Source organism: Streptomyces sp. NPDC087428 (genome assembly GCF_044744085.1).
In the GTDB taxonomy this organism is placed as follows: Bacteria; Actinomycetota; Actinomycetes; order Streptomycetales; family Streptomycetaceae; genus Streptomyces.
Genome location: NZ_JBIUXR010000021.1, coordinates 21192 through 34712, shown reverse-complemented (window position 1 = coordinate 34712; position 13521 = coordinate 21192). Strand labels below are relative to the sequence as shown.

The following is a 13521-nucleotide window of genomic DNA, read 5'->3' as shown; positions in this document are numbered from 1 at the left end:
TGCCTGCCGCACCGCACCGCATGTCCGGCCACCGCCCGTCCGGCGTAGAACTCCGCCGCGTCAGGGCCAACGGCGTCGACCTCAACGTGGCCCTCGCCGGCGAGGGCCCGGCCGTGCTGCTGCTGCACGGCTTCCCGCACACCTGGCGACTGTGGACCCACGTCCTGGACGGGCTCGCCGGGCGATACCGGGTGATCGCACCGGACCTGCGGGGAGCGGGCGCGAGCACACGCGCCGTGGACGGCTACGACGCCGGCACGCTCGCGAGCGACGCCGAAGCCCTCCTCGACGCTCTCGGGGAGAGTTCGGCGGCCGTGGTCGGCATCGACGCCGGCACCCCGCCGGCCTTCCTACTCGCCATGCGCCGCCCCGGCCTCGTCCGGCAGCTCGTCGTCATGGAGTCGCTTCTGGGCAGGCTGCCGGGCGCCGAGGAATTCCTCGCCCACGGAGCACCGTGGTGGTTCGGTTTCCACGCGGTACCCGGCCTCGCGGAAACCGTTCTCGCCGGGCACGAAGCCCAGTACATCGACTGGTTCCTCGACGCGGGTTCGCTCGGAGAGGGGGTGGACCCAGCTGTCCGGGAAGCCTTCACCCGTGCGTACACCGGGACCGAGGCTCTGCGCTGTGCCTTCTCCTACTACCGTGCGCTGCCAGAGAGCGCCGGGCAGATCCAGGAGGCCGTCGGTACGGGCAGGTTGACCGTGCCCACCATGGCCATCGGCGCCCACCCCGTGGGCAGAGCCCTCGAACAGCAGCTGCGTCCGGTCGCCGATGATCTCATCGGCCACCTCGTCGAGGACTGCGGCCACATCATCCCGCTGCACCGCCCCGAGGAACTGCTCGGCCTCCTGGAACCGTTCCTCGCCTCGGCGGGGTCAGCCGCCGCGTGTGAACCACCCGGCGGCGGCGCCGTCGGTGCCGTCCCCGTCCGGACCGGGGGTGTCCTGCCCCAGGCCCCGGCGGATCGCGATCTCCACGGGTGAGTACGCCCCGTCGGCCCGCTCCAGTTCGTACGGCGCGGCCGGCATCAGCGGCGGCTGGGCCATGAAGCGCGGCCGCGCCCCGTGGTGCGGTTGCGCCGCGTGCACCAGGAACGGGTGGCACAGGTAGACATCGCCCGGGGACCCGGTGGCGAGGGCGAGCGGGCGGTGGTCGGACGCCGCCACCAGGTCGGGCGCGAGGGCCGGCCCGCTCGCTCCGTCCTCCCCGTACTTCTCCAGCACCTTCGGCACGTCGAGGTGTGAGCCGGCCCGGATCCGGGTCGGGGCGTCCTCCTCACCGACCTCGCTGAACAGGAACAGCATGAGCAGCGCCCGGCCCCGGGAGCGCAGATTCGTGAAGTACCAGCTCTCGCCCTCGGGCAGGTAGCTCCCCTCGATGTGCCAGCCCGCGTCCTGCGGCTCCTCCTCGTGCGGGAAACGCAGCGGGAAGGTGCCCAGCGAGTAACGCGGCTCCCAGCGTCCCGCGCCGACGAGCAGGTCGTACGCGTGCTGCAGGGACGGGGAGTTGGGGGCGGCGGCGAAGGGTCCCTGCGCCATGCCCGCCACCCGGTGCACGGGCTGCGTCCAGGTCGAGGGATCGTCCGGGTCGCAGCCCGTCTCCCGCCACAGCAGCCGCGCGCAGTCCGCGGCCACGCGCGGCGCGACGGCGCCCTCCAGCTTCACGAAGCCGTCGCGGAGGAAGCGGGATACCGAGGTCGTGTCATCCATGCCCCCATCGTCCGGCGACACCGGTCCCGCTCACCCGACATTCCCCGCACCGCCTTTGTCGGGTGACCGCCGAGCGCCTTCCCGTCCCTCCGGGACCGGAAGCGGCCGCCCCGCGGACTCCGGACCGGTCCGGTGTCCGCGGCCCGTCAGTCGAGACAGAACTCGTTGCCCTCGACGTCCTGCATCACGAGGCACGACTCGTCGAAGCCGTCGGCACGCAGGAGTCGCACGCGCACCGCGCCGAACGCGACCAGTCGTGCGCACTCGGCCTCCAGCGCGGCGACGCGCTCTTCGCCCACGAGCCCGACGGCGACCCGGACGTCGAGATGCACCCGGTTCTTGACGACCTTGCCTTCGGGAACACGCTGGAAGTACAGCCGGGGCCCGACACCTGCGGGGTCGTGGCAGACGAAACCCGCACCCTGACGCTCAGGCGGCAGCGAGCGGCCGAAATCGTCCCACGTGGCAAACCCCTCCGGCGGCGGCGGTACGACGTACCCCAACACCTCGCACCAGAAGCGGGCGACGCGCTCGGGTTCCGCGCAGTCGAAGGTGACCTGGATCTTCTTGACCGACGTCATCGGGCCAGCTTACTGACGCGTGCTGGTCACGGGGATCTGTCGGCGGACATCGTCCAGCAGGTTCCGCATCGCGATGCGGAAGATCTCGGCCTGGTGGTCGCCGAGGAAGGCCACGTGCCCGAACACCTCAAGGATGACAAGGCCGTTCAGGTGGCCCCACGCGCTCATCAGGAGAGCGGTGGCAGGGGGCGGCAGATGCCCCAGGCCGTAATGCGGCAGCTGCTCCAGATACGCCCGGAGTTCGGGTGAGAGCGCGGGACTCCCGGCGGCGGCGAGCTGCGCCTCGGTGAACCCGTCGAACATCTCGCGCTCGAAGATCACGCTCATCCGGCGCATCGCCCGGGTGGTCGGGCCGTCGACGGGTGCCGCGTAGTCCCGCAGCGGCGTTCCGTAGAGAAGCTGGAAGCGCTCCGGGTGTGCGACGGCCCATCGGCGGTAGCCCTCGGCCGCGATCACCAGGCGCGGCAGGGCCGGGTCGTCCGGCGCGGTGTCGACGGCGGCCTGCACGGCATCGGCCAGATCGCCGTACGCCTTGGCGATGAGCTCCGTGACGAGGGCTTCCCTGCTCGGGAAGTAGTGGTAGAGCGCCTGCACGGTCATCCCCAGATCCCGGGCGATCGCGCGCAGGGACAGGGCCGCGGGGCCGTTCTCCGTGATGTGGCGCTCGGCCGCGTCCAGGATCTCCTGGGTCGCGGCGGCCCGGCGGCGCTGGCGCAGGGTGGGCGGGGCCGTTGCGTGTTCGTCGGCAGGCATGCGGTGACGGTACGGCGGTCGCCGCATGCCGGGCAAGAAGAACTTACCGGCCGTGAAGAAAATCTCACACTGCCAAATCTTCTGTCCCGTCACTAACGTCACTCGCGGCGACAACGAGTGCGACACCGCACCCGCTTCGGACGGGGCGAAGAACCCCGGGAGCAGTGCGCCGGCAGTACCCCCTTGCTCAACTCCGGCCGCCTCGAGCCGACTTCACCGTATGGACACCTAAGGAGATCGTGCGTGTTTGAACGCATAGCCGAACTGGCGATTCGTCGCCCCCGGCTGATACTCGTCGTCGCCGCCGTGGCTGTCGTCCTCATGGGCGGCCTGGGCTCCGGCGCGTTCGGCAAGTTGCTCGGGGGCGGCTACGACGACCCGGCCTCCCAGTCCACCCGGGCCGGGAAGGTCATCGACGAGAAGTTCGGCGGAGAGACGAACCTGGTCCTGCTGGTCCGCGCCTCCGAGGGCCGCGTCGACGCCCCGGCCTCGGAGCAGAGCGGCCGGGCCCTGCTGGCCGGTCTCAAGAAGGAGAAGAACCTAGAGAACGTCGTCTCGTTCTGGGACACGGGCAGCTCCTCCCTCCGCTCCGAGGACGGCCGCGAGGCCATGGTGCTCGCCCACGTGAAGGGGGACGACACCGAGCGGGACGAGAACGCCAAGAGCGTCATCGACGCCTACACCGGGCCGTACAAGGACACGCTCACGGTCCGGGCGGGCGGCGCCGCCGCCGTGACCAGCGAGATGGGGAAGCAGTCGGGCGAGGACCTCCTCCTGGCCGAGGGCATCGCCGTTCCGCTGACCCTCGTGCTGCTCCTGATCGTCTTCGGCAGCGCGGTCGCCGCCCTGCTGCCGCTGGTGATCGGAATCATCGCCATCGCGGGCACGTTCGCGGAGCTCTTCGTCCTCGGCAGCGTCACCGATGTGTCCGTCTTCGCGATCAACCTGACCACGGCGCTGGGGCTCGGCCTCGGCATCGACTACGCCCTGTTGATGATCAGCCGGTTCAGGGAACAGCTCGCGACCGGGGCGGGCGTGGACGACGCGGTCCGGCGGACGGTGAGCACCGCGGGCCGTACGGTCGCGTTCTCCGCCGCGACCGTGGCGGCCGCGCTCGCCGCGCTCCTGGTGTTCCCGCAGTACTTCCTGCGCTCGTTCGGCTACGCCGGGGTCGGGGTCGTCGCCATCGCGGCGTTCAGCACCCTGTTCGTGATGCCCGCTCTGTTCGTCGTCCTGGGCCACCGGGTCAACAGCGGGCGGATGCCGTGGGCGAAGCCGGGGCGCTCCAGCACCCGGGCGCCGATGTGGGGGCGGCTGGCCGGCACCGTCATGCGGCGGCCCGCGCTCACCGCGCTGCCCGTGCTCGCGGTCCTGCTGGTCGCGGCGAGCCCGCTCCTCGGCATCACCTTCGGCACGCCGGACGAACGCGTGCTGTCCTCGGACGCCGAGAGCCGCCAGGTCTCGGCCGTCCTGCAGAAGAAGTTCAACGGCAACGACGACGCGGCCCTCCACGTCGTCGTCGACACCTCAGTGAGCAAGGCCCCTCTGACGTCGTACGCGCTCGAACTGTCCGGTCTCGACGGTGTCGCCCGCGTCGAGACAAGTGCGGGCACCTACACCGACGGACGCTCCACGGCCGCCGGCCCCGGGAACGCCGCCCTCGGCCGCCCCGACGCACAGCGGATCAACGTGGTGAGCGACCTGCCGCCGAAGTCGGACGCGTCGCAGAGCCTGGTCGACGAAGTGCGGGCGGTCGCCCCGCCCGCCGGATCACACCCCCTGGTGGGCGGAACCGACGCCGTACTGGTCGACGCCAAGGGCGCGATCGGCAACCGCCTCCCGCTCGCGGTGACCCTGGTCCTCCTCACCACGTTCCTTCTGCTCTTCCTGTTCACCGGCAGCATCGTGCAGCCGGTACGTGCACTGGTGCTCAACGTGATCAGCCTGGGAGCGACCCTCGGCGTCATGACGTGGATCTTCCAGGACGGCCACCTCTCCTCCCTGCTCGGCTTCACCGCCCAGCCGATGGAGGTGTCCATGACCGTGCTGATGTTCTGCATCGCCTTCGGCCTCTCCATGGACTACGAGGTCTTCGTCACCAGCCGCATCAAGGAACTCCACGACCTGGGCGAGGACAACGAGTCCGCCGTGACCAACGGCCTCGGGCACACGGGACGCATCGTCAGCGCGGCGGCCTGCCTGCTGGCGGTGAGCTTCTTCGCCTTCGGGACGGCCGAGCTCAGCTTCATGCAGCTGTTCGGCCTGGGCAGCGGCCTCGCCATCCTCATCGACGCCGTCGCGGTACGCGGCATCCTGGTGCCCGCCGCGATGCGGCTGCTCGGCCGGTCGGCCTGGTACGCGCCCGGCTTCCTGCGTACGTTCCACGCACGGTTCGGCCTCAGTGAGGGCGGCCCCGCGCCCGAACCGGCCGCCGCCGCGTACGCCAACTCGCCGGAGTACGTGACCGAGTCGCCGTACGCGAAGGACCCGACGCAGGTCTGACCACCTCCGGTCATGCCCGGTACGGGCCGGTGGTACCGGGCATGGTGGACTTCGGGTCCGGTGGATGGATCGGGTCGGACGGGTCGGGTCGGGTCGGGCCGGGCCGGGCCGGGCCGGGCGGACGGTTCGGGTCCGGCGGACGGTTCGGGTCCGGCGGCGGAGTGGCGCGGGCGGAGAGAGACGGTGGGGCAGCGCATGACCGAGCACGGCAAGGACCACGGGTATCTGCTGGACAACCAGCAGTCGGAGGCGGGCATCCGGTTCGGCGCGCTGGCCGAACTGTTCGACCCGGTGACATTCCGGCACATCGACCGCATCGACATCACCGAGGGCATGCGGTGCTGGGAGGTCGGAGCCGGCGGCCCCTCCGTTCCCGCGGGTCTCGCCGAACGGGTCGGCGCCACCGGGCAGGTCGTCTGCACCGACATCGACGTGTCCTGGGCCCGGGACGCCGCCTCCGACGTCGTCGAAGTCCTGCGCCACGACGTCGCGGCCGATCCTCCGCCGCCGGGTGGTTTCGACCTGGTGCACGCCCGGCTGGTCCTGGTACACGTCGTCGACCGCGCCGAGGCACTGCGCCGCATGGTCCAGGCGCTGCGCCCCGGAGGCGTGCTGCTCCTGGAGGACGCCGATCCGGGGCTGCAACCCCTGCTGTGCCCGGACGAGTCGGGCCCCGAGCAGCGGCTGGCGAACCGTCTGCGGTCCGGGTTCCGGGAGCTCATGGCGGGACGCGGTGCCGATCTCGCGTACGGTCGGACGCTGCCCCGGCGGCTGCGCGAGGCCGGTCTGCTCGGCGTGCGGGCGGACGCCTGCTTCCCGATCACCTCGCCGGCCTGCACCGTTCTCGAGGCCGCGACCGTCCGGCAGATCCGTGGCCGGCTCGTGGCCGCGGGGATCGCGACCGACGAGGACATCGACCGCCATCTGTCGAACGTCGCCACCGGAGACCTCGATCTGGCGACGGCCCCGATGATCTCCGCCTGGGGCCGGCGCCCGCAGGGTGCGGCGGACGCGTGTGACGGACGCGTGTGACGGACGCGTGTGACGGAGGCGTGTGACGGACGCGTGTGACGGAGGCGTGTGACGGACGGCCGGATCGGTCAGGATTCGAGAAGCGAGGGTCGCTGGACCGCGCATAGCCTGACCGTCATGGACATCACCATTCACACGAGCGCCCTCCCGCACGACGACCCGGACGCGTCCCTCGCCTTCTACCGCGACACCCTCGGCTTCGAGGTCCGCAGTGACGTCGGGCAGGGCAGGATGCGCTGGATCACGGTCGGCCCGGCAGGGCAGCCCGACACGTCCATCCTCCTGGCGCCCCCGGCCGCCGACCCCGGGGTCACCGAGGACGAGCGCCGCACCATCACCGAGATGATGGCCAAGGGCACCTACGGGTGGATCCTGCTGGCGACCCGGGACCTCGACGGAACCTTCGAGAAGGTGCAGGCCGGCGACACCGAGGTCGTCCAGGAGCCGACCGAGCAGCCGTACGGGATCCGCGACTGCGCCTTCCGCGATCCCGCGGGCAACATGGTCCGCATCCAGGAACTCCGCTGAGCCGCCCCGCCCTCGGCACGCCGTCGGCAGCCACCGCCATGCGAAGGAGTCCTCCCTTGTGCCATCCCTCGTGGGCGCGGGCCCGCGCCGCAGAGCAGCGACTGCGTGACCTGGCGCTGCTGCGCCGGGTCCGCGACCGGATCGACCGTGAGTACGCGCAGCCGCTGAACGTGGAGGCGCTCGCCCGCGGCGCGAACATGTCCGCAGGGCACCTCAGCCGTCAGTTCCGGCTGGCGTACGGCGAGTCGCCGTACGCGTACCTGATGACGCGTCGTATCGAGCGCGCGAAGGCACTGCTGCTCCGTGACGGCCTCAGCGTCACGGAGATCTGCTTCGCGGTCGGCTGCTCGTCGCTGGGCACCTTCAGCACCCGCTTCACGGAGCTGGTCGGGATGCCGCCCAGCGCCTACCGGCGCCGTGCGGCGGGCGCCGCGGCGGGGATGCCTCCCTGCGTGGCGAAAACGGTGACCCGACCGGTCAGGAATCGAGAAGCACCCGCCCCGGAGCCACACCTAGCGTGACGGACATGACATCCATCGAATCCGTCACCCTCGAAGTGGCCGACCCCACGGCCGCCCAGCGCTTCTACACCTCCGCCTTCGGACTGGACACGCAGCTGCGTCTGCGGGCCTCCGAGGCACCCACGGCCGGCTTCCGCGGTTTCACGCTCTCGCTCACGGTCTCCCAGCCCGCCACCGTCGACAGCCTCATCGACTCGGCCCTCGAAGCGGGCGCCACGTCGCTCAAACCGGCCGCCACGTCGTTCTGGGGCCACGGCGGCGTCGTACAGGCCCCCGACGGCACGATCTGGAAGGTCGCGACCTCGGCGAAGAAGGACACCGGCCCCGCCACCCGGGAGATCGACGCGATCGTGCTCCTGCTGGGGGTCGAGGACATGGCCGCGAGCAAGCGGTTCTACGTCGGTCAGGGGCTGGCGGTGGCGAAGAGCTTCAGCCGCATGTACGTCGAGTTCGCCGCCGGCCCGAGCCCCGTCAGGCTGGCGCTGTACAGGCGCCGCGCCCTGGCCAAGGACGTCGGGGTCTCCCCCGACGGCACCGGATCGCACCGGATCGTGATCGGCGGCGACGCCGGCCCCTTCACCGACCCGGACGGGTTCGCCTGGGAGGCCGCGTCGCCGGCCCTCGCGCCCTGAGGTGACCGCGCCCCGATGTGACGCAGGAGCTGCGGAGACGCGACCTCGTGCCCGTCGGCCGCGACCTCTCCCGACCGCCGCGAGGGACCACGCTCGCCCGACGTCCGGACTCCCGCAGACTCCGGGGATAGCCTCCCTCGACCCACGCGCGAGCGCCTCCGCGGCGCGTGCGAACGGAACCGGCGCCCGATGACAAGTACAGGGTGAGACCGTCGCCCGGCGGTCGGAGACGGAGACTCCGTGAAACCGGATGTCCGGCAACACGAGGGGCGCGGTGACCGCGCCCCCGAGCACGAACGCGACGACGACGCCCGGCTGACGCGGTCGGCGACCGGTGACGCCGCGGCGTTCACCCCGCTGGTGGAGAAGTACTCGACCGCCCTGCACGGCTATTTCGCCCGGCGGATGCCCGGCGCGGCCGACGATCTGCTGGCCGAGACCTGGTTCCAGGCGTTCGCCGCACGGCGCACGTTCGACCCCGCGCGCGGCTCGGCGAGGGGCTGGCTGTTCGGCGTGGCCCGCAACGTACTGTCTCAGCATCTGCGGCGGGCGGGGCGGCACGAGGTCGTACCGGGACCGGAGGTCACCGACCCCTGGCAGGCGGTGGACCAGCGGCTCGACGCGGCCGCACTGGCACCCGCCCTGCGCCAGGCACTGGCCGAACTCCCCGTAGAGGAACGTGAGTTGCTGCTCCTCGTCGGCTGGGAGCAGCTCACCCCGGCGGAGGCGGCCACCGCTGTGGGCATCCCTGCGGGCACGGCCCGCTCGCGGCTGCACCGGGCCCGGGGCCGGCTGCGCGACCGGCTCGCCCCGCCCCGCCCGGCGGGCCGGCAGCTGAGCGTGACGGGAGACCTGGCATGAGTCCGTACGACGACGCGGGACGGGCCGGCACGAGGCCGTACGACACAGCGGGGCGGACCGGCACGAGGCCGTACGACACAGCGGGGCGGACCGGCACAAGTCCGCACGACAACACGGAGCAGACCGGCACAAGTCCGTACGACGACGGCATGGAGCAGACCGGCATGAGGACGCACGGCGTGAAGGAGAGCGGTATGGACGAGCGAGGGACGCTGCTGGACTTCCCGGGCGCCGATGAACTGATGGCCGCGGGGCAGGTCGAACAGCCGTCGGCACAGGCGGTGTCCGACGCGCTGGCGCGGGTCGGGACGGCGGCGGCGCAGGAGGCCGGGCACGGGACGGGGGCCGTTGTCGTGGCACCGGCCCGGCGGCTGTCCGTGCGCCGCCGGGTCCTCGTCGGCATGTTCGCCGCCGCCGCGGTCGCGGCCGGCGCGGTGACGTACACGAACGCCGATGCCGGGGCGGCGGCGCCCACGGGCCCGCGGGGCGGGACGCGGGCGACCGGCGCGGCCGTCTTCCTGAACGACATGTCCACCGTTGCCGCAAGCCGGTCCGTCACCACGGGGAAGTACTGGAAGACGCACACGCCGATCGGGGACACCTACCTCTCGCAGTCCATGGACTTCTACGTCACGAACGCCGGCAAGGCCTACAAGAAGGGTCGCCAGTCCGGCTGGGAGTTCGGTCCGAAGAACGTCGACTGGAAGGGCCTGGACCAGCTGCCCACCGACCCGGCGCAACTCCTCCAGCTGCTGCAGACACCGACGAAGACCCAGGACATCGCCCCCTTCGACCAGGCGACCGCGCTGCTCGGCGACGCCCCCGCGAGCCCGAAGCTGCGGGCAGGGGTGTTCAAGGCGATGGCCGGGCTGAAGGGCATCAAACTCGTCGGGTCCGTCAAGGACAGCACCGGGCGCGGCGGGACGGCCCTTGAGTTCCAGGAGGCCAGGAGCCTCGGCCGGGTGACCGTCGACCCGAGGACGAGCGCGATCCTGGAGTACACCTTCACGTGGACGTCAGGGCCGAGCAAGGGCAAGGTCACCCACCACACGGTCCTGTCGATGGGATTCACGGACAAGATCGGCTGAACCTGACGGCGGGGCAGGACGAGCACTGAGGGACGGGACGGGGTGGCAGGGGTGCGCACATGGCTCCCCCGCCACCCACTTCCGTCCCCCACTCCTCCTACGCGGAGGTCCGCCGGCGGACCAGCTCCTTGCCCTCCTCCGGCAGTGCGTCGGCGGCCAGCAGCCGCGGCAGCAGGTCACCTTCCAGGGTCATGGCCCGGAAGACGAGCGCGACGGTCACGTCGTGATCCGGCCGGTGCACGACCTCGACCGGGTCATCCGCACGGATGTCGCCGGGCTCGATCACGCGCAGGTACGCCCCGGGCAGCGCGGCCCGCGTGAACCGCTTGATCCAGCCGTCGCGCCCCAGCCAGCCCTGAAACGTGCCGCACGGGATCCGCGCGCAGGACACCTCCAGGACCGCATCCGGCCCGATCCGCCAGCGCTCGCCGATCAGGGCGCCGTTGACGTCCAGCCCGAGGGTCGTGAGGTTCTCCCCGAAGACCCCGTTGGCCAGCGGCCGGCCCAGCTCGGCCGCCCAGCCGTCGAGGTCCTCGCGGGCGTAGGCGTAGACGGCCTGGTCGGAGCCGCCGTGGTGCTTCACGTCGTAGACCCGGTCACCGGCGAGGCCGACCGCACCGGTGCCCTTGGGGCCGGGGGCCGTGACGGCGACCGGTCCGTCGACAGGCCGCTTGTCGATACCGGTCGAGCTCAGCCCCTTCCAGGGGTTGGGACGGGGGTGGCCGGTATTGACGGAGAGCAGCTTCATTCCGGGGACCATACGATCACCCACGCGCCGGGTCGACCCATTTATCCCGCTGCCCGGCACCGGCGGCCCGGCACCGGCGAACGCACCCGATGGACGCGCTCCACGTGCCGAACCCGCCCGCCGGACGGACCATGGAGCCGGGCGGCAGTGCCCGTGATCGGCCGTGCCCCCGCGCTGCGGGCCGGCACCCGCCCGTCACTCGAACACCACACCCCACCAACAGCCTCATCTCATATCTGAGATAGCCTTTCGGTATGTCAGATGACTACCTCGTACGTATCGGCAAGCTCATCCGTGACGCCCGTCAGCACCGGGGCTGGACACAGAGCCAACTCGCCGAGGCGCTCGCCACCAGCCAGAGCGCCGTGAACCGCATCGAGCGCGGCAATCAAAACATCAGCCTTGAGATGATTGCGCGTATCGGTGAAGCACTCGACAGTGAGATCGTGTCGCTCGGCTACGCCGGCCCCATGCACCTGCGGGTGGTCGGCGGGCGCCGGCTGTCCGGCGCCATCGACGTCAAGACCAGCAAGAACGCCTGCGTGGCGCTGCTCTGCGCCTCGCTGCTCAACAAGGGCCGCACGGTGCTGCGCCGGGTGGCCCGCATCGAGGAGGTGTACCGCCTCCTGGAGGTGCTGAACTCCATCGGTGTGCGCACCCGGTGGATCAACGACGGCACCGATCTGGAGATCGTCCCGCCCGCCCGGCTCGACATGGACGCCATCGACGCGGACGCCGCCCGCCGGACCCGGTCGATCATCATGTTCCTGGGGCCGCTGCTGCACCGGATGGACCAGTTCAAGCTGCCGTACGCGGGCGGCTGCGACCTCGGCACCCGGACGATCGAGCCGCACATGATCGCGCTGCGCCGCTTCGGCCTGGAGATCGCCGCCACCGAGGGCATCTACCACGCCCAGGTCGACCACGCCGTCACGCCCGGCCGCCCGATCGTGCTGACCGAGCGCGGTGACACCGTGACCGAGAACGCGCTGCTGGCCGCCGCCCGGCACGACGGCACCACCGTCATCCGCAACGCGTCGTCCAACTACATGGTCCAGGACCTCTGCTTCTTCCTGGAGGCGCTGGGCGTACGGGTGGACGGGGTCGGCACGACGACACTGACGGTGCACGGTGTGCCGACCATCGACGTGGATGTCGACTACTCCCCCTCCGAGGACCCGGTCGAGGCGATGAGCCTGCTCGCCGCCGCCGTCGTGACCGAGTCCCAGCTGACGATCCGCCGGGTGCCGATCGAGTTCCTGGAGATCGAGCTCGCGGTGCTGGAGGAGATGGGCGTCGACTGCGACCGTACGCCGGAGTACGCGGCCGACAACGGACGCACCCGGCTGGTCGACCTGACGGTCAGGCCCTCGAAGCTGGAGGCACCGATCGACAAGATCCACCCGATGCCGTTCCCCGGCCTCAACATCGACAACGTGCCGTTCTTCGCGGCCATCGCCGCCTCGGCCCACGGCCAGACCCTCATCCACGACTGGGTCTACGACAACCGTGCCATCTACCTCACCGACCTCAACCGCCTCGGCGGCCGGCTCCAGCTCCTGGACCCGCACCGAGTGCTCGTCGAGGGCCCGACCCGGTGGCGCGCGGCCGAGATGATGTGCCCGCCCGCGCTCCGGCCGGCCGTGGTGGTGCTGCTCGCGATGATGGCCGCCGAGGGCACCTCCGTACTGCGCAACGTGTATGTGATCAACCGCGGTTACGAGGAACTGGCGGAGCGGTTGAACTCGGTGGGTGCGCAGATCGAGATCTTCCGGGATATTTGATGCGAAGATGCCGCCGCACCTCGCCTGACCTGCCATTTAGCGGGTCAGGGAGGGGTGCGGCGGCATCTCTGGGACTTCTCTGGGACTTTGGGCCCGCAGTGGGCTACGAGCCACGCTCCACAGGCTCTGCCGACCGGCCGCGGCTACGCGAAGATCGCGTCGATGGCGGCGGTGCCCCGTGCACCGGCTCGGGGCAGGAAGTGGGAGTACTCACGCAGGGTGAACCCGGGGTCGGAGTGGCCCAGCCAGCGTGCCAGGGAGACGACTGATTCGCCAGCCTCCAGTTCCTCGGAGGCGTAGAAGTGGCGCAAGGCGTGGAAGCCGTGCTCCCGCGACGGCTCCCATACCCGGGACCCACTCCGGTCGCTCTCTTGCAGCGGAGCGATCACGCCCGCTCCGGCCAGGGCCGGCTTCCAGACGTAGGAGTTGAAGAAGTTCCGGTTGATCGCCTTCCTCTCGCGTCCCGTCACCAAGAGGCTGTAGGTCCCCGGCCGCCGGTGTTTGGCATCCACAGGCGTCTCAGGGGGACTCGGGTCATCCCAGGGCAGCGTGACCGGCACTGGCGCGAAGAGTTCCATGTGCCGCTGGATGGTCCGGGCCACGCTCTTGGGCAAGGGCACGTCTCGGACCTTGCGGCCCTGGGAAGCGCGAAGCACAGCTTCGTCCGCACCATCTTGACCTGGCGCCGGATAGGGACGACTTCCTTGGCGAAGGCGATGTCCTCCGCGCTCAGCCCGAGTGCCTCTCCTTGTCGGAGGCCAAGGCCCGCTCCGATCTCGACG

14 protein-coding genes are annotated in these 13521 nt (G+C 71.1%); 9 read left to right on the top strand and 5 right to left on the bottom strand.

Translation table 11 applies throughout. From position 1 onward, the window contains the following. Nucleotides 1-20: 20 nt before the first annotated feature. The gene (locus ACIO3R_RS35005) at nt 21-983 is read left to right on the top strand and encodes an alpha/beta fold hydrolase (RefSeq protein ID WP_402111122.1); all 963 of its coding nucleotides are present in this window, start codon (nt 21-23) and stop codon (nt 981-983) included. On the opposite strand, the gene ACIO3R_RS35000 is transcribed toward ACIO3R_RS35005, so the two are convergent. The 3 genes from ACIO3R_RS35000 to ACIO3R_RS34990 all read right to left on the bottom strand — a co-directional run bounded on the left by ACIO3R_RS35000 (nt 876) and on the right by ACIO3R_RS34990 (nt 3043). Continuing rightward, nucleotides 876-1709, bottom strand: a complete 834-nt coding sequence (locus ACIO3R_RS35000) for a phytanoyl-CoA dioxygenase family protein (protein WP_385041192.1) — start codon at nt 1707-1709, stop codon at nt 876-878. The genes ACIO3R_RS35005 and ACIO3R_RS35000 overlap by 108 nt on opposite strands. A gap of 146 nt (nt 1710-1855) precedes the next feature. Then, nucleotides 1856-2290: a VOC family protein gene (locus ACIO3R_RS34995; protein WP_385033847.1), complete on the bottom strand. Its 435-nt coding sequence runs from the start codon at nt 2288-2290 to the stop codon at nt 1856-1858. Between the two features lie 9 nt (nt 2291-2299). Then, nucleotides 2300-3043 (bottom strand): TetR/AcrR family transcriptional regulator, encoded by a 744-nt coding sequence (locus ACIO3R_RS34990; protein ID WP_385033850.1) that lies wholly within the window; start codon nt 3041-3043, stop codon nt 2300-2302. A gap of 243 nt (nt 3044-3286) precedes the next feature. Here ACIO3R_RS34990 and ACIO3R_RS34985 point away from each other — a divergent pair, with 243 nt between their 5' ends. The 7 genes from ACIO3R_RS34985 to ACIO3R_RS34955 all read left to right on the top strand — a co-directional run bounded on the left by ACIO3R_RS34985 (nt 3287) and on the right by ACIO3R_RS34955 (nt 10207). After that, a complete protein-coding gene (locus ACIO3R_RS34985) occupies nt 3287-5545 on the top strand; it encodes an MMPL family transporter (RefSeq protein ID WP_402111035.1) in 2259 nt (752 codons plus the stop codon). Nucleotides 5546-5740: 195 nt separating this feature from the next. Continuing rightward, the gene (locus tag ACIO3R_RS34980) at nt 5741-6577 is read left to right on the top strand and encodes a class I SAM-dependent methyltransferase (RefSeq protein ID WP_402111034.1); all 837 of its coding nucleotides are present in this window, start codon (nt 5741-5743) and stop codon (nt 6575-6577) included. A gap of 117 nt (nt 6578-6694) precedes the next feature. Next, entirely contained in the window at nt 6695-7105 is a 411-nt protein-coding gene (locus ACIO3R_RS34975; protein WP_123466183.1) for a VOC family protein, read from the top strand. 56 nt (nt 7106-7161) lie between these two features. Continuing rightward, a complete protein-coding gene (locus tag ACIO3R_RS34970) occupies nt 7162-7626 on the top strand; it encodes a helix-turn-helix transcriptional regulator (RefSeq protein ID WP_385351812.1) in 465 nt (154 codons plus the stop codon). Between the two features lie 5 nt (nt 7627-7631). Next, nucleotides 7632-8258 (top strand): glyoxalase, encoded by a 627-nt coding sequence (locus ACIO3R_RS34965; RefSeq protein WP_402111031.1) that lies wholly within the window; start codon nt 7632-7634, stop codon nt 8256-8258. 240 nt (nt 8259-8498) lie between these two features. Next, nucleotides 8499-9119: an RNA polymerase sigma factor gene (locus ACIO3R_RS34960; RefSeq protein ID WP_402111029.1), complete on the top strand. Its 621-nt coding sequence runs from the start codon at nt 8499-8501 to the stop codon at nt 9117-9119. Further along, complete coding sequence (locus tag ACIO3R_RS34955) at nt 9116-10207, top strand: hypothetical protein (protein WP_402111027.1); 1092 nt, start codon at nt 9116-9118, stop codon at nt 10205-10207. The genes ACIO3R_RS34960 and ACIO3R_RS34955 overlap by 4 nt, the downstream gene beginning before the upstream one ends. Nucleotides 10208-10304: 97 nt before the next feature. Here the strand turns inward: ACIO3R_RS34955 and ACIO3R_RS34950 are convergent, their stop codons facing one another. Next, nucleotides 10305-10955, bottom strand: a complete 651-nt coding sequence (locus ACIO3R_RS34950) for an MOSC domain-containing protein (protein ID WP_402111025.1) — start codon at nt 10953-10955, stop codon at nt 10305-10307. A gap of 254 nt (nt 10956-11209) precedes the next feature. Here ACIO3R_RS34950 and ACIO3R_RS34945 point away from each other — a divergent pair, with 254 nt between their 5' ends. Continuing rightward, nucleotides 11210-12739, top strand: coding sequence for a helix-turn-helix domain-containing protein (locus ACIO3R_RS34945; RefSeq protein WP_385033875.1), 1530 nt, complete (start codon nt 11210-11212; stop codon nt 12737-12739). A gap of 143 nt (nt 12740-12882) precedes the next feature. On the opposite strand, the gene ACIO3R_RS34940 is transcribed toward ACIO3R_RS34945, so the two are convergent. Further along, complete coding sequence (locus tag ACIO3R_RS34940; protein ID WP_385033878.1) at nt 12883-13209, bottom strand: integrase; 327 nt, start codon at nt 13207-13209, stop codon at nt 12883-12885. Between the last annotated feature and the right edge of the window lie 312 nt (nt 13210-13521).